This is a genomic window from Chryseobacterium oncorhynchi, assembly GCF_002899895.1.
Taxonomy (GTDB): Bacteria; Bacteroidota; Bacteroidia; order Flavobacteriales; family Weeksellaceae; genus Chryseobacterium; species Chryseobacterium oncorhynchi.
Genome location: NZ_PPEI02000001.1, coordinates 499,546 through 520,488, shown reverse-complemented (window position 1 = coordinate 520,488; position 20,943 = coordinate 499,546). Strand labels below are relative to the sequence as shown.

The 20,943-nt window shown below is 34.2% G+C and carries 15 protein-coding genes and 1 tRNA gene; 10 read left to right on the top strand and 6 right to left on the bottom strand.

Annotated features, from left to right (window positions below; translation table 11 throughout):
* Positions 1–99: 99 nt before the first annotated feature.
* On the bottom strand, positions 100–2,340 hold the full coding sequence (locus tag C1638_RS02430; RefSeq protein ID WP_109617865.1) for a CocE/NonD family hydrolase: 2,241 nt from the start codon (positions 2,338–2,340) through the stop codon (positions 100–102).
* A 255-nt stretch (positions 2,341–2,595) separates the two neighbouring features.
* Between C1638_RS02430 and C1638_RS02425 the strand changes: the two genes are divergently transcribed.
* The 4 genes from C1638_RS02425 to C1638_RS02410 all read left to right on the top strand — a co-directional run bounded on the left by C1638_RS02425 (position 2,596) and on the right by C1638_RS02410 (position 7,988).
* Positions 2,596–5,559 carry a tetratricopeptide repeat protein gene (locus tag C1638_RS02425; RefSeq protein WP_109617863.1) on the top strand — a complete coding sequence of 988 codons (2,964 nt, stop codon included), beginning with the start codon at positions 2,596–2,598 and terminating at the stop codon, positions 5,557–5,559.
* Positions 5,560–5,568: 9 nt separating this feature from the next.
* Positions 5,569–6,054, top strand: a complete 486-nt coding sequence (locus tag C1638_RS02420) for a hypothetical protein (protein ID WP_109617861.1) — start codon at positions 5,569–5,571, stop codon at positions 6,052–6,054.
* Between the two features lie 30 nt (positions 6,055–6,084).
* Positions 6,085–7,851 carry a TonB-dependent receptor gene (locus C1638_RS02415; RefSeq protein WP_109617859.1) on the top strand — a complete coding sequence of 589 codons (1,767 nt, stop codon included), beginning with the start codon at positions 6,085–6,087 and terminating at the stop codon, positions 7,849–7,851.
* Positions 7,852–7,916: 65 nt separating this feature from the next.
* Positions 7,917–7,988 (top strand) — tRNA-Arg (locus C1638_RS02410).
* Positions 7,989–8,146: 158 nt separating this feature from the next.
* Here the strand turns inward: C1638_RS02410 and C1638_RS02405 are convergent.
* From C1638_RS02405 to C1638_RS02385, 5 genes are read right to left on the bottom strand one after another with little or no spacing between them, the layout of a single operon-like run.
* Positions 8,147–8,992 (bottom strand): sugar phosphate isomerase/epimerase family protein, encoded by an 846-nt coding sequence (locus C1638_RS02405; protein WP_228427995.1) that lies wholly within the window; start codon positions 8,990–8,992, stop codon positions 8,147–8,149.
* Positions 8,993–9,010: 18 nt separating this feature from the next.
* A complete protein-coding gene (locus C1638_RS02400; RefSeq protein ID WP_109617857.1) occupies positions 9,011–10,420 on the bottom strand; it encodes a carbohydrate porin in 1,410 nt (469 codons plus the stop codon).
* Positions 10,421–10,425: 5 nt separating this feature from the next.
* On the bottom strand, positions 10,426–11,730 hold the full coding sequence (gene fucP, locus C1638_RS02395; RefSeq protein ID WP_228427992.1) for an L-fucose:H+ symporter permease: 1,305 nt from the start codon (positions 11,728–11,730) through the stop codon (positions 10,426–10,428).
* Complete coding sequence (locus C1638_RS02390; RefSeq protein ID WP_109617855.1) at positions 11,681–12,595, bottom strand: carbohydrate kinase family protein; 915 nt, start codon at positions 12,593–12,595, stop codon at positions 11,681–11,683. Before C1638_RS02390 ends, fucP begins: the two co-directional genes overlap by 50 nt.
* Before the next feature lie 55 nt (positions 12,596–12,650).
* Complete coding sequence (locus tag C1638_RS02385) at positions 12,651–13,658, bottom strand: LacI family DNA-binding transcriptional regulator (RefSeq protein WP_109617853.1); 1,008 nt, start codon at positions 13,656–13,658, stop codon at positions 12,651–12,653.
* Positions 13,659–14,260: 602 nt separating this feature from the next.
* Here C1638_RS02385 and C1638_RS02380 point away from each other — a divergent pair.
* The 6 genes from C1638_RS02380 to C1638_RS02355 all read left to right on the top strand — a co-directional run bounded on the left by C1638_RS02380 (position 14,261) and on the right by C1638_RS02355 (position 20,666).
* The gene (locus C1638_RS02380) at positions 14,261–14,560 is read left to right on the top strand and encodes a hypothetical protein (RefSeq protein WP_084184293.1); all 300 of its coding nucleotides are present in this window, start codon (positions 14,261–14,263) and stop codon (positions 14,558–14,560) included.
* Positions 14,561–14,841: 281 nt separating this feature from the next.
* Entirely contained in the window at positions 14,842–16,125 is a 1,284-nt protein-coding gene (locus C1638_RS02375) for a cryptochrome/photolyase family protein (RefSeq protein ID WP_109617851.1), read from the top strand.
* Between the two features lie 36 nt (positions 16,126–16,161).
* Complete coding sequence (hemH, locus tag C1638_RS02370; protein ID WP_109617848.1) at positions 16,162–17,190, top strand: ferrochelatase; 1,029 nt, start codon at positions 16,162–16,164, stop codon at positions 17,188–17,190.
* 63 nt (positions 17,191–17,253) lie between these two features.
* Positions 17,254–17,934: a MarR family winged helix-turn-helix transcriptional regulator gene (locus C1638_RS02365; protein WP_109617846.1), complete on the top strand. Its 681-nt coding sequence runs from the start codon at positions 17,254–17,256 to the stop codon at positions 17,932–17,934.
* A 481-nt stretch (positions 17,935–18,415) separates the two neighbouring features.
* A complete protein-coding gene (locus C1638_RS02360; protein WP_165826485.1) occupies positions 18,416–19,438 on the top strand; it encodes a helix-turn-helix domain-containing protein in 1,023 nt (340 codons plus the stop codon).
* Between the two features lie 112 nt (positions 19,439–19,550).
* Positions 19,551–20,666: a nuclear transport factor 2 family protein gene (locus tag C1638_RS02355; protein ID WP_109617842.1), complete on the top strand. Its 1,116-nt coding sequence runs from the start codon at positions 19,551–19,553 to the stop codon at positions 20,664–20,666.
* The last annotated feature ends 277 nt before the right edge of the window (positions 20,667–20,943 follow it).

The following is a 20,943-nucleotide window of genomic DNA, read 5'->3' as shown; positions in this document are numbered from 1 at the left end:
TAACTATATTTGATTTGAAAAAAACAAATGTAATGATTTTTTATTTTGATGTTAACAGTCGTTAAGAACATTTAGGTAAAAATACTTAACGAAAAGCCTTTAGTCTTCATAAACAGGTATTTCCACATAGCTGTCGTTATACCATTTTACTTCCAGCGGTTCTCCAGAATCCTTTATGGTTTCTTCACTTACATCTTTACCCGTCCCATAATTGATCTGCCATGCCGAATTTTTGTTGACACCAACCAATAATAGCAGCTTACTTCCTTTTTTAATCTTCTTACTCATAAATATTGACTGCTTGATTGGAATTTGCTGAATTTTATTAGGCTCAAGAAGTTGACGTACTTCATTATCCTTAGCATAACTGGCTCTTGCCAGATGGGTAGATAACCAGAACGATTTTCCATCCGGCTTGATCTCGTAAAGAAGAGTACTTGTGTCTACATCCTTTTTATTGATAGAAATATTGAAAACGCCTGAAAGATTTCCACTCATAATAAGATCTTTATCCAGTACCTCACTTTCAAAATAAATGAAATCGGTGGTTTTAATACTGTCTTTTTTGCTTACCACATAATAAGTATCTTTATCATCTCTGTTTTTGAAATCAACAGTTTGTTTGGTAAAACTCAGGCTTCCGGGTTTATTAAAGACAGAGGAATTATTTTTACTATTCTGAAGGTAGAACTTAAGAGTAGAAGTATGCATTTGATCAAGAGTGGGAACATGTTTCCATGTGTTGGTGTTCATGATCTGAAAATTGACTTTATCCTTTAAAATTTCAGGTTTTTTACCATTCTTAAGAATATAATCAAACCAAGAAAAAGCAAGGTCATCAATACTGATTCTGGCAGCTGGGTCTATAGGATTTCCCTCCACATAGGTGTACCCGATGCTTTGCGCCCCACCATGAGTATAAGGGCCTATTGTCATATAATGCTCAGCATTTTTATTGTATTTATTATGTTCCTTGAAATAATATAAGGCACCTATCTGATCATCATCGTAATATCCGGTGGTAGTTAAGATCGGAATATTTATTTTGGCAAATTCCTCTTTGTAAGGAACCATTTTTTTCCAATACTGATCATATCCCGGGTGATCTAGCCATCTTTGGAATATTTTACTAGGCTTACCACTTATAGTATCTAATGCCCTGAATGATTTTCCACTTTTATACCATTTCGTATTAATGGAATCCCATTTTGTAGCGTTGCCAAAATCCAATTCGTCTGTATACTTATTATTGGTAACATACTGAATCCACCTTAGCATATAGCTCATGAATACATTATTCTGAGAAGGATAATCAATCCCGATTCCTACTGCTACTTGTGGTACAATTGTTTTTAATGCAGGATGTAGTTTTTTTACAGCAGCCCATTGACTGAATCCTAGATAGCTTCCTCCCATCATTCCTACCTTTCCATTGCACCAAGGCTGCTTGCTTATCCAGTCTATAACTTCGTAGATATCCTGTGATTCATATTCAAACGGATTGTTCTCATCATTACTGTTTCTTTTACCACGGGTGTTTACTACTGCTCCTACATAGTTGTAGATTGCAGCTCTTTTTCCGAAGAAACTATCAAATTGTCCCGCATAAATATTACTGGCAAGAATAACCGGAAGTGGAGACTTATTTTCTTTTTTTCTGACAATGGTAATCGTTAAGGTGTTTCCGTATTTTGTTTTAAGGTCCTTAGTTTCAATAATAAATTTTTCCTGGTCCTTTGATTCAAGCAGTTTTGAAGCCTGAGGTAAAATACTGGAGTATGTTTTATAGTTGAGATAAGTTTTACATAAAGCTAGTGCAGAATTATAATCTATGCTGTCTTTTCCTTGTTGTTTGCTCAATACTTTTTTCAGAAGTTTTTTGGAATCATTTACATCGGCCTCAATAGCTGCTCCAATTCTGGGAATCAGTTTTTCATCAATGCTTTCATACTTTTTGTTGAAAACAGTCTGAAGAGCATTAGGAAAAGAAGCCTTGGTTTCTGTTTGAGCTAATTTTGCCAGACTATACAATTCATATCCCATAGATTTGTATCCGGCCATATTATGATCAGCAAATTCATTACGATACTCAGACAGAGTTATTATTGCCTTTTTATAATCTTTGGCAACGATTTGTAAACGGAAAAGATTATCTAGAAAATCTAGATTATTTTCAGGTTTATGCTTCACAGTCTGCAGATTAGAGATCACTTTTGCAGCCAGTCCGGGCATTTGTTTTTCTAAAATAAGAGAATCGGAGACTGCTGTTTTTGGAAAATAAAATTTTTGAGCCTGCATGAGGTTTACAAAAATTAATGCTAAAAGTATCTTAAATTTCATATTACAGTGTGTTTATGGTATGTTTTTAGCTGCTGTTGAAAAGGTATCAGGTCAAAATGAATTTTTGATAACTGTTTACTAAAATTGTTTAGATTTTATCAGACGAAATTAATAAATTTTATCATGTGATAGTGAAATGTTTTCATTATTGTTAAATATTTATCTTAGAGTATTAAATCTGTTAAAACTTGCTTAAACAATAAGTTTTTAATATTTTCGTTAACTTATTTAGACTAATTTTCTTATACGAGAAGAATGAAATCAAAAAAAATACTTTTAGCGGCTGCGGTCATATACTTCGGAATTTCCGATGCTCAACAGTCCCAATATTTTACACAGAAAGAAAATTATAGATTCAATCTAGCTGAAAATCTTTATCAGACCAAAATATACAACGCTTCCCAATACGAATATGCAAGACAATATTTCTATAATCAGAATTTGTCTCGTTCAAAAAAGGAAGCGGCTCAGTTTTTTGACAATGTGATAGGGGTTATTCTTCAGAAAAATCATGCTGAGGATGGATTGACGGCTTTCATGAAAGAATATCCAAACTCTGCCTACTTTGCTCAGGCTAATCTTCCTTTGGCAGATTACTATCTGGCGAAAAAGGATTTTGACAAAGCGTTGGAAACCCTTAAAAAGGTTAACCAATACCAGCTTTCAAAAGAGGAAAATACACAGTATATTCTGAAGCTTGGATATGCAAAATTCATGATGGGAGATTCTAAAGGAGCTACTGATGCTCTTGAAGAAGCCTATAAAACAGCTGATCAGTCTCAAAAAGGTGATATTGCCTATATGCTTGGACATTTGTATTACAGCAACAGACAAAATGATAAGGCTTTCCAGTATTTTGATTCTGTTAAGGATCAGGATAAGTTTTCAAAGCTGGTACGTCCTTATTATGTACAGATGTACTACAATGACAAGAACTATGATAAGGCTATTTCTGAAGGAAATGCACTATTGAACGAAAATATTTCAGAATCCTATAAAGCAGAGGTTCACAAGATCATTGGAGAGAGTTACTTCATGAAAGGCGACTATTCTTCTGCCTATCCGCATTTGAAAGATTATCTGAATGTACAGCAGAACCCATCTGAAAATGATCTTTATGAAATGGGATTCGTTGCAGCACAGCTTAAAAAGTATGACGAGGCGGTTTCATATTATAATCAGCTTATTAACAGTAATTCTGCACTGGCACAAAATGCTTATTATCAATTAGGAAATGCCTATCTGGCTGTTGATAAAAAGCAGGAGGCTCTTTCTGCATTCCGTTCTTCTTACCAGATGGATTATGATGCGAAAGTGAAAAAACTGGCCCATGAACAATACGCTAAACTAGGATATGATATCGGTAATCCGTTTGAAAATCCGTCTACTGTTATTCAAAATTATATCAGCGATAATCAGAATGGATCCAATGCTTCAGAAATGAGATCGCTATTGGTGAAATCATACCTGTATTCCGGAAATTATAAAGAAACATTGAATGCTATTGATAAGCTGCAGGGTTCTACTCCTGAGATCAATAAAGTAGATCAGGAAGTTTCTTATTTATTGGGAACGGAAGAATTCAATAAAGGAAATTATGATGAAGCTGAAAAATATTTCCTGAGAAGTTTAGGATTCAATATCAATAAAGAATTTAACAGCAGAGCTTTATACTGGCTTGCGCAGGTATATTATCAGAAAGGAAACTATCCGTCTGCCATTGTTCGTTACGAAAAGCTTCTTAATGAGACTTTCCCTGAAAAGCAACAATTGCCTTATGATTTAGGATATGCTTATTTTAAATCCAAGAAATTTGATCAGGCACAAACGTATTTCAAACAATATCTGACCAATCCGAAACCTGAATTTAAAAATGATGCTGAGCTTCGTCTTGCAGATATTCACTACGCCAATAATGATCTGAACGAAGCCATTGCTATCTACGATAAAAACGAAGATGTTACAGATTATACCGTTTACCAAAAAGCAATGGCTTTAGGATTTAAAGGGGATACTCAGGCAAAAATCAATAATTTAAAAAATCTTTTATCGAAATATCCGGATTCCGAATATTACGATGATGCACAATACGAAATTGGAACTGCCTATGCGGCTCAGGATGATTTTGCCAACTCCAATGATTATTTTGGAAAGGTAATTAAAACATCTTCAGACAAGGATTTGATTGCCAATGCTTCCATTTACAGAGCTCAAAATTATATTGACCAAAACCAGAATGATAAAGCTCTTTCCGAGTTGAAGTCATTGGGTGAGCAGTATAAAAATACAGCGTATGCTACAAAAATAGTTCAGGCTACAAAACCAATCTTTACGAAGAATGGTGATGTTTCAGGATATGAAAGTTTTGCAAGAAATATCGGAGTGAATGTTGATGCTTCTGAAATTGATGAAATCAACTTATCTACCGGAAAACAATACTTTGCGAAGAAAGACTATAAAAATGCTATTTCTTACTACGAAAAGTATCTGACACAGAACCCAACAGGTGAGGGATTGTATCAGGCTAAATATGAATTAGGAGAAAGTTACTATCAAACTAATAATTCAACTAAAGCTTTACTTGTGCTGCAGGAAGTTGCTGGAATTCAGAATGATTACCAGGATGATGCACAAACTCGTTTAGCTCAAATCTTCATTACACAAGGGAATACCACGGAAGCGAAAAAGTATCTGGAGGGTATTAAAAACTCTTCCAATATCAGCATTAAAAATTACGCAAATGTTGAGCTAATGAAACTGTATGCGGATGAAAAGAACTTCTCTGAAGCTGAAAAATTAGCCAATGCGGTAATTGCCAATTCTAAAAACTCGGCTGCAGTAATTGAAACTGCAAAAGTGATTAAGGCAAGAAGTTTAATGAATTCCGGAAAGGATAAAGACGCTCAGTCTGCCTATACTTCCCTTGAAAAATCATCCAATACCTCTGTAGCAGCAGAAGCATTCTATGCAAAGGCTTATTATCAAAATAAAGGTAAGGCATTCAAGTCTTCCAATGAAACGATCTTTAAGCTTGCGAATAATTATGCTTCCGAAGAATATTGGGGAGCGAAAGCATTGGTATTAATGGCTAAGAACTATATAGGCTTGAAAGATAATTATCAGGCAAGTTATACCTGTGACCAGATTATTGCAAACTACAAGGATTTCCCTGAAATTATTGCAGAAGCAAAAGAAGTTAAAAAACAGATTAAGAAATAAGAATTGAAGGTGTTTAAAATAATAATATATTCTTTTTTAGTTTCTGCTTCGCTGTGGAGTTGTATTCCTGCTTATAATGTTTCTGATAAAGAATACAGAAATGTAAAGGCAGACTTTACAAAACAGAAAGTTTTTGTAGCGAATAAGGAGCTTAAGAAAGAATTTGACATTTTAAAACATTCCAAAATTTATGAAATTGTAGATGACAGTACCAATGCCGTAAAAATAACATTGCATCCTATGACAACCCGTACTCCTTTCTGTGGAAATCCAATGATTGGAAGTATGATAACACTAGGATTGATGCCCTCGGGGTTTCCATATGATATTTCTTACAGCTATGATATTGCCGAGAAGAATACAACGAAAAATTATCAATACAATTTAAAAGTTTATCAAAGCCTTTGGCTGTTTAATATATTCAGATTAGGCAAAACTTTTTCAAAACAGTCAGGGAAGGCTTTGTTGGGAAATTATATAGCTTCCAATAAATAGATCCCGTTATATTTTTCAAATAAAGAAAATATGAACAAGAAAATTCAATTATTATCCATATTATTTTTAGGGGTTTCGCAGTTCGCGTTTTCCCAGATCAAGGAGGAAAAACTGGTTCTTAATAAAAAGAGAGAACCGGAGGTGAAGAAGATCGAGAAGAAGAAGACTTCCGTAGAAACCATTAAAAACTATCCGCCGGAAGAGAAGTCTCAGAACCCTGTGAAATATATCATTACGGATGTTCCTGCGGTTTCAGATTTCAAAACTTCAACGATTCAGGGAGAAGATGTGGCTCCAAAATTTGATGGTACCGCTCAGAATAACTATGTTCAGTTTGGAATGGGTAACTATGGAAAGATTCTGCTAGACGGAAATGTTTCTAAGGTGCTTCAGAACAAGATTGAAGTAGGAGCGGATGTTCATTTGCTTTCAACCAGTGGTCTTAAAAAGGATTACGATTGGAAATCAAAGCAGACTTCAGCCAGTATCGGAGCTTTCCTTAATTCTTATGGAGAAAAAGGGAAATTCAATTTGAATGCTGAATATGGATTGAATAATTATAACTATTACGGTATTTATGCCCTTGAGCCAGCTTCTGATGTAGATTTAAAGCAAAAAGTAAATCAGTTCAAGGTAAACGGTTACTATGATTTTTATTCTAACGAGATTTTAAATGATGTAAGAGTAAAGTCTTCATTCCTAAAAGATCATTTCGATGCTCAGGAGAATCAGGTTTCCATTCTTGCCAACCTATCCAAGCATGCTGTTGAACTAGGTAAATCAGGAATTAATCTGAATGCTGACTTAGGAGTAGGTTTAGAAGCAGTTAAGACAGATTTTGAAATAGGAAATAAGAACTCTTCTAATTTCTTTAATACCAATTTGGCTCCAAAGGTGACCTTTAGAAAAGGAGAGTCTTATTTGATGCTTGGGTCTTCATTCTCTTTCCTGAATGCTAAAAACTCAAATACTCAGATGGAGCAAATGAAGAATAATAAGACCTACTGGTTTCCACAAGCTGAGTTCCAGGTGGCTGCTGCCAAAGAATTCAAATTCTATGGTGGGGTAGATGGAGGTTTGAAACTTAATACATACGGAGATCTTTTACAAGCAAATCCATATGCTTTATCTGACCAATATTTAAAGCCAACAGAGACGAAATATCATTTTTATGTAGGATTGAGAGGAGATATTGATGAAACTCTGAAATATGACTTCTCTGCAGGTTTTGGAAAAATGAAAGATATTATGTTCTTTAAGGCCAATAATCTTTTTGATAACAACTATACCCTGAACCGTTCTGCCTATGATTTTGGCAATACATTTTCTGCGGTATACGATGATGGAAATGTAAGTGATATCAAAGGAAGTGTACAGTATTTCCCACTGGAAAATTTAATTATTGATGGAGAAGTAAGGTTCACCAAGTATAGTTTAAAGAATTATGACAACATTTATAACGTTCCATTAGTGAATGCAAGCATCGGTGCAAAATATACTATGCTTGACAAGAAATTGTTGTTAGGTTTCAAAGGAATATTTGCAAGTGACAGAACAACAAACTCTTATGCAATAGAGGGTGTGGGAAGTCCTAATATGATTTTCCAATCTACAGAGAATACCAACGATAAAGTTGGTGGCTATGCGGATTTAAATCTTTCTGCAGAGTATAAAATTCATAAAAATTTCAGTATTTTCGCACTCGGAAATAATCTTCTAAGCTCAAAATACCAGACGTACAAAGGATATAAAGTTCTTGGTGCCCAAATTTTGGGAGGAGTGAAAATTACTTTCTAATCCTCAGATAAAACAATGAATGATAAGTGATATATAAATTACTTATCATTTATTACTCATAAATCGGCTGCATAGTTTAATGGATAGAACTTTGGATTTCGGCTCCAACAGTGAGGGTTCGAATCCTTCTGCGGTCACAAAGCTCCTTTTTTAGGAGCTTTTTTTATTTGCAATTAGCTGTTTATTTTGTCTATTTTGGGTTTAGATAATTATGATTCAAAATTGATATAGAAGAATTATCAAACACAAAAAGGCTATTGAAATAATAGCCTAAAAAACATAAGTGAATGAATGATTATTTTTCTATATGTTTCTTTAAAAAAGCAAGGCTTCTTTCAGCAAGCTCCTGTGCATTGTAAGGGGATTGCTGCCATAATGAAACCTTTTCCTGCATCCCCGGAACCGAAGAACTAAAATTTTCAAGAACCAGATTCCCCTCAAAATTGATTGCTTTCAACGCAGAGAAAAATGCTTCCCAATTTACATTTCCTTCTCCCAACATACCACGGTGAGACTCTGTAACATGGATATGTTTCAGCCTTTTTCCGGAATTGATAATCGGGTCATAAAAATTATTTTCTTCAATATTCATATGAAAAGTATCAAGGTGAAGAAAGAGATTATTTTTTCTTGTCTCCTTAATAAGCTCCAGGACGTTGTCTGCAGTATTACAAACATAGGATTCATAGCGGTTAATAGGTTCTATGGCGATATCTATATTTCTCGCTTGGGCATAATCTGCTACATTGGACCATACTTCAACGATGATTTCTTTTTCATTTTCTGTGAGTGGCTTTCCAGTAAAAACTCCTATTCCTCCATGCAGAACCCCAGCCAGAAGATTGGTTTCTAGTTCATCAACTTTATCGATTGCTTTTTTGATGAGTTTTTCCGCAGCATCAGGATAAAATGCAATATGAGCATCATTTGGAAGGTTTAATGAGCATATGGCTTCCAGATGATTTTCTTTGAGCTGTTTTTTTACCGTGGCAGCATCAAATTCCATAGAGTTCGGCAGCAGTATTTCGATGAGATCAAACCCGGTCTCTGCGGTTTTTTCTATGGCATATTTTCCTGATTCTGCATTCCACAACGGAGTGATCCAGGAGAGTAGGGAAGCCCCTAGTTTTATATTCATCATATTTTCTTTATTTTACTTTTAAAAAATCCACCATTCTGTTCGTATTCCGAAATAAGTCCCGAATCTTTTTGCTCCTGACTGCTGTAAGAATGGTGAATAAAGACTATTCATAGCATGATCATTATATCTGGATACTTCTGCAATAAAACGGATGTGAGGTCGTGCCCATACACTTCGTTCTGCAGTAGGAACAATGGTGGGAGCCAAAACCAGCTTCATCATTGATGCAGCATCCTCTGTTCCGTTTTTTCTGGAAGCATAGTGTAGTTCAGAAAGGATATGGAGCCAGTTGTTAATATAGTATGTAGCCCTTATTCCGGTATTAAATTCTGTTTTTGTATTGAAAATTTCACGGTTGTAATAGTCTGGAGCTTTATCCTTACTGGTTGATCCTCCTTTACTTCTGGTGAAAACGGCATAGGGATTAAGCGACCATCGGTTTGACATATTCCAAAGGAAATGCTCAACGATTGTAATAGAATAAGCTCCTTTATAGGTTTTGGTTAGTTCATCAGGTGCTCCATAGGTCCGCCAGGTCTGCGTGTTTCCATTGTCTCCGCCATTGGCAATTCCGGTTCCGTATCTCACAGAAAACTGATTGAATGAACCAGGAATTTTTGTATTTAGATTGGTATTTAATTTAGCTCCGAAAACCCATCCTCGATCAGATGGATATTGCTCGATGGAATTTTCTCCTGATTTTTCTACATGATGGAATTCTGCGAGTAACTTCAGCGTTTGCCTTGAATTTTTAAAAGGAAATGTCTGTTCAAGAACAAATACCTCCCTTTGTCTGTAGATCAGGTTTTTTGATCCACTGATGACATTGGTATAAGAATATGGAGTAGAATTACTGGCTGCGGTGTCAATAGCGGCTGGAAAAAACATAGAAAACCGGGTGTTCTTGTGTCTTATTCCCCAACCTGTTGCCGAGTGGTCATCAAAATAAAAGTAATCTGCAATATGAATGTCATCATATCTCAGCCATCTTGATCCGGCCCATACATCCCAATCGCTACCCATAATGTTCCTAGCCTCTACAAATGCTTCCGGTAAGGCTATTATCATCCCCTGATTAGATTTTGAATCTACATTTCCAAGAAAAGTTCCTCCGGAGTAAAAGCTTAATCTTGCCTGCATGTCTATCTTTGTACTTTTTGTACTGTCACCATTGACCACGGGACTAAAATGGAAAGTAGGTAAAAAGTCAACATAATCTCCCTGATCCATTCTACCGCCCAAAGATCCCTGATTATTTAGGTTTAATTGCCTTCCTGTCTTTCCATCTGCATTCGGAGAATATCCAACGCCGATTCTTCCAGTTGTTCCAAAGGAAAATTTCTTGTTGGTTATGGTAATCTGGGCATTAATTTCCCCGCTGATGCATAGAAGTACAATGCACCAGGCCCATAGAATCTTTGTTTTCATAGGGATTATTTAAAGGTTTTAGGCTTATAAAATTTTAATGCAAACAATAAAATAACAACATAGCATAGAATAGGAAGGAGATAAGCATGAGCAATATCTTTTTCTGCAATCTTACCCATTAGCGGGGGAAAAACAGCTCCTCCAAACATCGCCATAACCAGAAATGATGAAGCTTGCTGTACCTTTGATCCCAACCTTTTAAGACCGAGACTGAAAATGGTAGGATACATTACACTCAGGAACAGGTTGAGTAAAATAAGACTTATAAATGAGGCCCAGCCGAAACTCTGAGAAATAATCAGGCAAAGAACAATATTACATGCTGTAAATATAGCCAGCAGTTTATTGGGAGCAATGAATCTCATCAGGAAAGTGCCGATAAATCTTCCAATCATCATCATGGCCATACTCAAAGAGAAATAATAGGAGGCTTGTATTTCAGGAAGATGCATTTTTTCTACCCCATAATTGATAAAATAAGCCCATGTTCCACCTTGTGCAGCAATATTAAAAAACTGGGCAATGACTGCAAATATAAAATGTCTCTGCTTATAGAGTGGTGCATGAGGATCTGAAACAGATTCATCTTCACCATTTTCATTTTCTGAAATCAGGATGTCTTCTGCATGAGGATCTTTGAGATCCGGTACCTTGATGAAACTGAAAATAATTGTGATCACCAAAATCACAGTTCCAATCCATGTATAAAGGTTTTTTACAGAATCCAGAGAATCTGATCCTGAATCTGGAGTTCCAAAAATAAAATATCCACCCAAAAGAGGACCAATGATAGCTCCTAAACCATTAAAAGACTGAGCAAAATTCACTCTCTGATCACTCGTTCTTTCATCGCCCAAAGCAGCTACAAAAGGATGGGCCACGGTTTCAAGCGTTGCCATTCCCATGGCAAGCACAAAAAGAGCTAATCTGAAGAAATCAAATGAAGAAGCATCAGCTGCCGGAATAAACAAAAAAGCTCCCAAGGCAAAAAGTGAAAGCCCTAATATGACACCGGATTTATAGCCAAATCTTTTCATGAATATACCTGCCGGAATGCCCATAAGTGCATACGCACCAAAGATGGAAAGCTGTACGAGTCCTGATTTTGATTTTGAGATGTGAAGAACATTCTGGAAATGCTTATTAAGCACATCTCCCATTGTAAGCGCAATAGCCCAGAAAAAGAATAGAGAGATAACAAAAGACAGGACAATATAATATTTCTTATCTGTAAATTTTGGAGTAGTCATAGTATCTGTTTTAAGAAGTTTTGCAGCAGTTATTTTCTCTGAATGTTCTAAATTCTTCATAGGTGTAATCCGGGCATGCTCCAGATTTTGAAGTGATAAAAGCACCTAATGATGTAGCTTGCTTCATAATCTCTTCCGGCGATCTTCCCTGAATCCTTTTAGACAGAAATCCTGCAAGAAAAGAATCTCCACTTCCTACCGTGTCTGCTATCTCAATATGAACTGCCGGAAAATTATAAGAGGTACTGCCTACAAAATATCTGGCACCTTTACTCCCTTTGGTAAGAATGATTTCATTCAGGTTAAAATAATCCTGAAGATGTCTGATACTTGTATCTTCATCAATATAATCTACGCCGAGAAATTCCAGAATTGTTCTAAGTTCTGCTTTATTCATTTTGACAAGATCAGCTTTGTACAATAGTTTCTTAATGAATTCAAAATCAATGAATGGAGGGCGGAAATTAACGTCAAATATCCTGAATTTTGAATGTTCTAAAAGTTCCAGTAACGTTTTTTTGGAGGCTTCATTTCTTGTGATTAAACTTCCAAAAACAAATGCCTTAGAATTCTGAATCAATTCTTTATGTTCCGGAAGAGCCTCAATATAATCCCATGCTACTTCTTTTACAATTTCATATTGAGCCTCACCATGCTCATCAAAATTGGCAAGTACAGTTCCTGTAGGTCTTTTCTGATCTACCTGTATAAAATCTGTTGTTATTCCCCATTGGTCAATTTGGTTAAGAAGCTGATGGCCTAATTGATCATTTCCGATCCTACTGAGCATTTTTGTATCAATTCCCATTTTGAAAAGATTATAAGCTACATTAAATGGAGCACCACCAGCTCTGGAACCAGAAGGGAAGATGTCCCATAGAACCTCCCCAAAGCATACGACATAATTAAATTTATTGGTATTCATATTTGGTTAAACGTTTAAGTTAATATATAAAAAAAATGATTGACTGTAAAGTTGGTTATTTTAAGGATGCTTTAGAGATTAGTTTTGCCGATAATGTAATCCTTTTTCCAGTTGCTGCATAATCGCTGATCTGCCCATCCAGCAGATTAATAGCCTCTTCAGCCATTTCTTTGATAGGCTGTTGAATATAGGTGATTTCCGTTGGGAAAAGATCATAGGCATCAGTTTCATCAAATGCTACTACAGATACCTGCTCCGGAACTTTTATATTATTTTTAACAAGATAGGAAAGACCTGCTACTGCAAGTTTATTACTGGAAAAATAGAGTGCTGTATTTTGGGGTGCTTTCCCCAGCATCTTTCCAAGCTGTAATTGTACCTCCTGTGCTATATTTTCTAATCCTACCAAAAGATAGTATACTTCAACTGGTTTTTCTGAAGATTTTACCGCTTTTTCAAAACCGTGCTGACGGTCCAGCAGATGCGGAAGCTCAGTTTTGTAACCTACATATATTATTTTATTAAAATCTTTATTGATCAGTAAGTTGGTCGTACGCTCTGCTATTTCCTGATTATCAATCGTAATCCCAGGAATTGCAACCCCTTTAAGATACCTGTCAATAGTGACAATAGGGTATTTGATATTGATAAGGCTTTCAAGTATTTTTTCTGAACCGGATACCGGAGCAACGATCATCCCGTCCACTTGTTGCTGTGAAAAAAGCTCAATAAGTTTTTTAAATTTTTCTGCATTTTCATCAGAACTGCCAATGATTAGAGTATAGCCTAGTTTTAATGCTTTATCTTCCAGGTTCCTTGCCATGTGTGAATAGAATTCATTGGAAATATCAGCAACAATAAGCCCCAGAAGCTTCGTTTTATTGGTTTTAAGGCTTTTTGCTATCTTATTGGGAGTATAGTTAATCGTTTCAGCAATTTCAAAAATTTTTTTTCGAGTCTCTTCACTGATACGCTGTCCTTCCTTTCTGTTGAGAACATAAGATACTGTGGCTACGGAAACTCCTGCCAATGTAGCAATATCTTTTATAGAAGGTCTTTTCATTTAATTGTTTAAGACACAAAAGTATTTCATAAAATAGTAAAAAAACAATAGCAATATTTTTTTGGTGGTTTAAGAAAATAATGTAATTTCGCGAAATTTTTAATTTGAATATAATACATTGATATTCAGTCGATTATTTTAAGCTAACTATTTTAATGTTAACGAATTGTTACATTCTACTATAATAGTTATTAAATTTGGTTAAACGTTTATCCAGTATTTTTTTAAAAATTATATATTTATAAGATTTTCATATTATTAAAAACTTTTTTAAACATTATTACTGTTACGTCTTATTTACTTTTCTGCCCAAATTTGAATGGATGTTGATATTCCAAATGCTGCTTTCTATATAACCGCAAAAAAGGAAGTCCGGAAAATTGATGGATTATTGCTCGTAGATTAATATTAACTGAGTTAACAGCAAGCTTGGTAGAGGACAGAGCTGTTACTTGCATAACTAGTGTTTGCAGAAATGGAATAGATCATCACTGAATAAATCTATCGCTGAAGAAAGTAACTTTAATATTTTTTTAACACCATAATTATTTTTTAGGCACGAAGATTGTTTATTTATATACCAATTACTAAAATATTATATTATGAATAATTCAGATTACAACAAAGCGGAAAATGCAGTAGATCAAACAAAAAACTCTTTAAAAAATGCAGCTGATGATGCAAAATGGAAAATCAATGAGTTAGCAGATAAAGCTAAAGATTATATCAATGAAAAAAGAGATAATGATCAGGAAGCGACTCAGGAAGACTGGTTAGATAGAGTGAAGTCAAACTTTTCCGATGCATGGGAAGATATTAAAGATAAGGCTGATGAAGCTTGGGAAAGTACCAAAGATGCTGCGGAAGATGTGAAAGCAGAATGGAGAAAGAAAACCAATTAATGTTAGTTTAATAAATGCCCGGAACTAGAAGTTCCGGGCATTTTATGTTTTAGCTGTATATTTAGTTTATTTGTATCTTAATTTGAAATTATTTCTGGATTGCAAATTAATCCCTTTATATAATTTTCTTCATTCTATATCATTCTGTTTTTTACCCTTACTTATTTCATAATTGATATCATATAAATATTGGTTTATTAATATTCTTTTTTGATTTTATTATTAGTATATTTGTGATCCATTATAAAAGTACGAATATCAATTTTTAAAGCTATAAAATCATGAATAAAGTGAATGTTTTTTGGTTCAGAAGAGATCTTAGGCTGGAAGATAATATAGGGCTTCATCATGCACTTAATTCGGGATTAAAGGTTATTCCGGTTTTTATTTTTGATACTGATATACTGAACCAGCTTCATAATAAAAATGACAAAAGGGTAGATTATATCCATCAGGCTTTACAGCAGATTCATAAAGAGCTGAAAAAGCATAACAGTGGGCTTTATGTTTATTATGGCCCTTCAATGGAGGTCTTTAAAAAAATAATTAAGGATTTTAATATTGACACCGTTTTTAGCAATAGGGATTATGAACCACAAGCTATACAACGGGACCGGCAGGTGGCTGATTTGCTGTTGGAAAATCATATTCAATTTAAAAATTTTAAAGATCAGGTCATTTTTGAAAAAAATAATATTTTGAAAAATGATTTTTCTCCCTATACCGTTTTTACTCCCTACTCAAAGAAATGGAAAGAAAATTTGAAAAATATAGAAACGGTTACTACAAACTGGGCCCATTTTGCAAATTATAAAGGCTCATTGGAAATCATTTCATTAAAAGAAATTGGATTTGAGAAAACAGATCTTGAATTTATAATACCGGAACTGGACAGTAGTATAATAGATTCTTATGGTAAGTACCGGGATTTCCCTGCCATGGATCATACGACCCATCTTGGGACTGCACTTCGTTTTGGAACCATTTCGATCCGGAAATGTGTACAATATGCAGCTAAGCATAATGAAGTATGGCTTAATGAACTGATCTGGAGGGAATTTTTCATGCAGATTTTGTATCATTTTCCAAGTGTTGTTCATCAGTGTTTTAAAAAGAAATATGAGAACATTGCTTGGAGGAACAATGAAAAAGAATTTAGGGCGTGGTGTGAGGGTAAAACCGGATATCCAATTGTAGATGCCGGAATGAGACAGCTCAATGAAACCGGATTTATGCACAACAGGGTAAGAATGATCACTGCAAGTTTTCTTACCAAACATCTGCTTATTGATTGGAGATGGGGAGAGGCTTATTTTGCTGAAAAATTGCTAGACTATGACCTGGCTGCCAATAATGGAAACTGGCAGTGGTCTGCAGGCTGTGGTTGCGATGCTGCGCCTTATTTCAGGATATTCAATCCCTATGAACAAACAAAAAAGTTTGATAAAGATACTCAGTATATCAGAAAGTGGCTTCCGGAAGGTTATAAAGAGCAGCCCATCGTGGAACATACAAAAGCCAGAGAAAGAGCATTGAAAGCTTACAAAGAGGGATTGACAGAATAAGCGATAGTATAACGATTCACAAATAAATAAATAACATTGGCTAAAAAAGGAATTTTATTAATCAATCTTGGTTCTCCGAGATCTACTGCGGTAGAAGATGTAAAGGAATATTTAGATGAATTTTTGATGGATGAACGGGTAATTGATTACCGTTGGATCTTTCGGGCACTTCTTGTTCAGGGAATTATCCTGAAAACAAGACCTGCCAAATCTGCTCAAGCTTATAAAACGGTTTGGACTGATGAAGGTTCACCATTGATCGTTATTACAGAAAAGATTCGGAAAAAGCTTCAAAAAATAATGGATGTGCCTGTGGAAATAGGGATGAGATATGCTGAACCAAGCATTGAGACAGGTATCAGGAATCTTGTTGAAAAAGGGATCACGGAAATTGTACTGTTTCCTCTTTATCCACAATATGCAATGAGTACCACTGAAAGTGTTATTGAAAAAGCAGAAGAGGTCAGAAAGAAAAAATTCCCAGGTGTAAGAATCAACTACGTACAGCCTTTTTATAACCGGGATCTATATACGGACTGTCTGGCGGAAAGTATCAGGGAGAAGCTTCCAGAAAATTTTGATGCTTTATTATTTTCTTACCATGGTGTTCCTGAACGACATATTTACAAAACAGATCCAACAAAGACGTGTAATATGAACGATTGCTGTTATAAAGAAACGAATCCCAGTCATTCATTTTGTTATCGGCACCAGTGTTTTAATACCACAGATCGGGTTATTAGAAAGCTTAACTTGACCAAAGATAAAGTCATTGTCTCTTTTCAGTCCAGATTAGGAAAAGACAAATGGATAGAACCTTATACAGATCATACATTAGAAACTATTCCACAAAAAGGAGTTAAAAATCTTGCGATTGTTTGTCCTGCATTTGTTTCAGACTGCCTGGAAACCCTGGAAGAAATTTCTGTTGAAGGAAAAGAGCAGTTTATTGAAGCTGGTGGTGAAACTTTCACCTATATACCTTGTTTGAATGATGAGGATCGTTGGATTGAAGTCGTTCGTATACTATGTGAAGAGCAACTTAATCAATTCTATTTAACATAGTTTTGATCATATATTGCGTAACTCTTTAAGGAATTAGGTATTTTTGTAAACTATTTAACGGATATGAATTATATACTTATTAAAGATTTTATAGACTTACTACAGGAGTTTGAAACCGAGGTCCATGCTTGTCCTGATTTGTATCCGGGAACTATTCAAGGTTTTAAAGCGTGGATTTCTGATAAGGATAATAGTAAGCCGGAAAATAATTCTGAAGAACCTTATTGGGATGGGAAAGAAAATGGAAGAACGCCGGAAAGTGCTATAAGTACATTGCTTGTTCATCTTAACCGATATGCGAAAACCTACTCAAAGTCTGCCATCTCAGATTCAGAATTCTCTACCCAGGAAGACTTTATTTATCTGATTAATCTGAAAGCTTTTGGTGAGATGACTAAGATGGCATTGATCAAAAAAAACATTCATGATAAGCCCGTGGGTATGCTTATTATTGCAAGACTGTTACGTCAGGGACTTATTGAACAGACAGATTCTGATTTGGATAAACGCAGTAAGCTAATCCGTATTACTGAAAGAGGATTATTGATCTTGGAAAATCAAATGGAAAAGATTCGTCAGGCAACCAATATCGTAGCTGGAAATCTCAATTATCATGAAAAAATGGAGCTTATCCGTATTTTAAATAAACTGGATCGCTTTCATTATCCTATTTTTTCACGAAATATCAATTCTGATCAGCTCATCAATACAGTGTATAATGAGTATGCATTTAAAGATGCTTAGTCCTTACATTAAAAATTAATAGATAATAAATATTATATTTTTTATTTGCTAAATCACCATTTTAAGAATGTTATTCAATTTATTTCATTTAGTGGTACGAGCTGATAGTACTGTAAAATGTAGGTAATATTTCAAAATTTATAAATATTCAAGTTCTGCAAGTTAACGCCAATGAAAATCATTGGCGTTATTTGTTTTATGAAAATTTATCATGTTACAAAATCAATTCAAATTTCTATACTCATTCTGAATAAGACCAATCTTTGCTTAAATAATCTTATAAGTTGCTGTGATATTTAAAACCGCTATTAGCAAGGTTTTTTATATCAAGAGTGGGAAAGTGCTTCGTAAAAAAGTTTTTGCTAAATTTGGCTTATCAGTTACATAAAGAAATTTTAAGGTAAAAATCTAATTACATTACGAAATTCAAAATGATAACTGCTAACAATTCCAAAAAGAAACATATTTTCAAATAATGAATATGGACAATCAAATATTATTTTTTTTAAGTGCTATAGGTGTTTTTAATAGTGTTGTTTTGGGGTTCTATTTTTTATTCTTCAAGAGAAATAAAGCTATATCCGATTTATTTTTAGGGCTTTTATTACTGTCTTTAAGTACAAGGATCGGAAAATCTGTATTTTATAATTTTAATCCGCAGCTGTCAAAAACGTATTTACAAATAGGTTTGTCGGCTTGTTTTTTAATTGGTCCTCTATTGTATTTTTTTGTTAAATCAATACTGCAAAAGCTTAATTATTCTTTTGCAAAATATAGTCTCATTGTTATAATTACAACGATAATTATTTTTGGTTTTCTTTTTCCGTACAAGGAAAATCCTGAGATATGGAGAGGAATCATTTATTATTCTATAAATATTCAATGGTTTATTTTTATTGTATTATCCATTTATGAGGCTAGGAAAATTTTCAGTAAGTTGATCACCCATCGCAACCGAATTAGCTATCAAGAAACTTGGGTATTGTCAGTTATTTGTGGTGTTTTTGCCATTTGGCTTTCCTATTCTTTATCCAGATATACGTCATATATTTCTGGGGCTTTGACTTTTTCTTTCAGCTTTTACATTTCTTTCCTTCTGATTTATTATGCAAAAAACAAAACCTTAATTCCTGTCATTAGTAAAGAAAAATACATCAACAAAATAGATGAAAAGCTGGTAAAGGAAATTCAAGAAAAAATTAATATACTTTTTGAAACAAGAAAAATTTATACAAACCCCGATCTCACATTATCAATTTTAGCAAAAGAATTAAATATTCGCCCTCAGTTACTATCACAATTTATTAATGATAATTTGGCTAAAAGTTTCACTCAATTCATCAATGAATATCGAATTGATGAAGCAAAACGGTTATTAAAGGAAAGTACTCAGTTGAAAATAGATGCTGTGGGTTTTGAATCTGGGTTTAATTCGAGCAGTACATTTTATAGTTCATTTAAAAAAATCACAGGAACTACGCCTTCAAATTACCAAAAAACATAATTTTTACTCCTAAAATATACATTCGTACTTCATTATGATAAACTTGGAATGAATTAAAAATTAGGCAATATATTTTTGCGAAACATTTTTAAATCATTAAAATCTAAAGTTTATGAGAAAAATATTTTTCGCAATTTTATTTGTACTCCTATCAAATGGGTCTTTTGCACAGTCGGAACAATCTCTCATTGAGAATTGTATTCAAAATTATATTAATGGTACATCTTACAATGAACCCGACAGTATTAGCGAGGCTTTTTATTCTGAAGCCAATCTTTTTCTAAGCCACAAAGAAAAACCTTTATGGATTGTTCCAGTTTCAGAATATGTCAACTGGTTTCAAAAAGGAAATAAAGGAGAGTTTAACGGTCGTATTGGGAAAATTATCTCTATAGAATATTTTAATGATATTGCTATTGCAAAAGCCGAAATTCTTATTCCTGAAAGAAAACAAGAATTTATGGATATGTTCTTGTTAAAAAAAATTCAGGATAAATGGAAAATAATTAGTAAATCGGCAAGTAGTAAAGCCAGTAATAAAACCGGAAAAAAAATATTATTCATTGTTTCCAATGCCCATTATTATGGGAAATCTATAATTTCAACGGGTAATAGCTTTGCAGAAATCGTAAACGCTTATGATACTTTTGTAAATGCAGGGTATACTGTTGATTTTGTAAGTCCGGAGGGTGGTGATATTCCTTTAGCTTATATCAATACCTCCGATAGCTTGCAAAAGCAGTATTTATATAATCAAGACTTTATGTACGCCATAAAATATACTTTGAACCCTAAACAAATTGATTATAAAAATTACAAAGCAGTTCATTATATTGGCGGTGGAAGTGCGATGTATGACGTTCCTGAAAATTCAGATATTCAGCGCATTGCGATGCAAGTATATGAAGGTAATAAGGGTATTATCTCTTCCGTATGTCATGGGACAGCGGGTATTGTTAACTTAAGAACTAAAAATGGTAAATTCTTAGTTCAAGGAAAGACTATAAGCGGCTATCCTGATTCTTTTGAAAAACAAGATGGAGAATATTTTAAACATTTTCCATTCTTAATTCAAAAGACAATAGAAGAAAGAGGAGGGACTTTTAAATTTTCAAAAGGAAATGTGTCTCATGTGGAACAAGACGGTCGAATTATCACTGGACAAAATTTTCAATCATCAAATGGTGTTGCTCTAAAAATTATTGAATTGATTGAGAAAAATAATTAGAATAAAATTTAACGTTCATAAAAATTGATAAAATTAAATTTTGACGACATTTTGTTTATTTTAGCTCCTTTTTAGGGGCTTTTTTATTTATCAGAACTAGGGTTTTTTTCTGAAAACTGAGGATGTTCAGTGTTTTGAGCATCGAAAACTAGGTCTCTGGCTTCATCCGTCTAGGGATATCGCCAAAACCAACGAAGTTTGTTATTATTGTTTTTATTTTTCCTAACAATTCATTGGGTTACTCCTTACTAGATTATAGACACAAGAAAAGTCTACC

Excerpts from the sequence above, each read along its gene's own strand:
- C1638_RS02415 (WP_109617859.1), top strand. The coding sequence starts at position 6,085 with ATGAACAAGAAAATTCAATTATTATCCATATTATTTTTAGGGGTTTCG.
- C1638_RS02355 (WP_109617842.1), top strand. The coding sequence starts at position 19,551 with ATGAGAAAAATATTTTTCGCAATTTTATTTGTACTCCTATCAAATGGG.
- C1638_RS02425 (WP_109617863.1), top strand. The coding sequence starts at position 2,596 with ATGAAATCAAAAAAAATACTTTTAGCGGCTGCGGTCATATACTTCGGA.
- fucP (WP_228427992.1), bottom strand. The coding sequence starts at position 11,730 with ATGAAGAATTTAGAACATTCAGAGAAAATAACTGCTGCAAAACTTCTT.
- C1638_RS02365 (WP_109617846.1), top strand. The coding sequence starts at position 17,254 with ATGAATTATATACTTATTAAAGATTTTATAGACTTACTACAGGAGTTT.
- C1638_RS02375 (WP_109617851.1), top strand. The coding sequence starts at position 14,842 with ATGAATAAAGTGAATGTTTTTTGGTTCAGAAGAGATCTTAGGCTGGAA.
- C1638_RS02360 (WP_165826485.1), top strand. The coding sequence starts at position 18,416 with ATGGACAATCAAATATTATTTTTTTTAAGTGCTATAGGTGTTTTTAAT.
- C1638_RS02400 (WP_109617857.1), bottom strand. The coding sequence starts at position 10,420 with ATGAAAACAAAGATTCTATGGGCCTGGTGCATTGTACTTCTATGCATC.
- C1638_RS02430 (WP_109617865.1), bottom strand. The coding sequence starts at position 2,340 with ATGAAATTTAAGATACTTTTAGCATTAATTTTTGTAAACCTCATGCAG.
- C1638_RS02405 (WP_228427995.1), bottom strand. The coding sequence starts at position 8,992 with ATGATGAATATAAAACTAGGGGCTTCCCTACTCTCCTGGATCACTCCG.
- C1638_RS02390 (WP_109617855.1), bottom strand. The coding sequence starts at position 12,595 with ATGAATACCAATAAATTTAATTATGTCGTATGCTTTGGGGAGGTTCTA.
- C1638_RS02380 (WP_084184293.1), top strand. The coding sequence starts at position 14,261 with ATGAATAATTCAGATTACAACAAAGCGGAAAATGCAGTAGATCAAACA.
- C1638_RS02385 (WP_109617853.1), bottom strand. The coding sequence starts at position 13,658 with ATGAAAAGACCTTCTATAAAAGATATTGCTACATTGGCAGGAGTTTCC.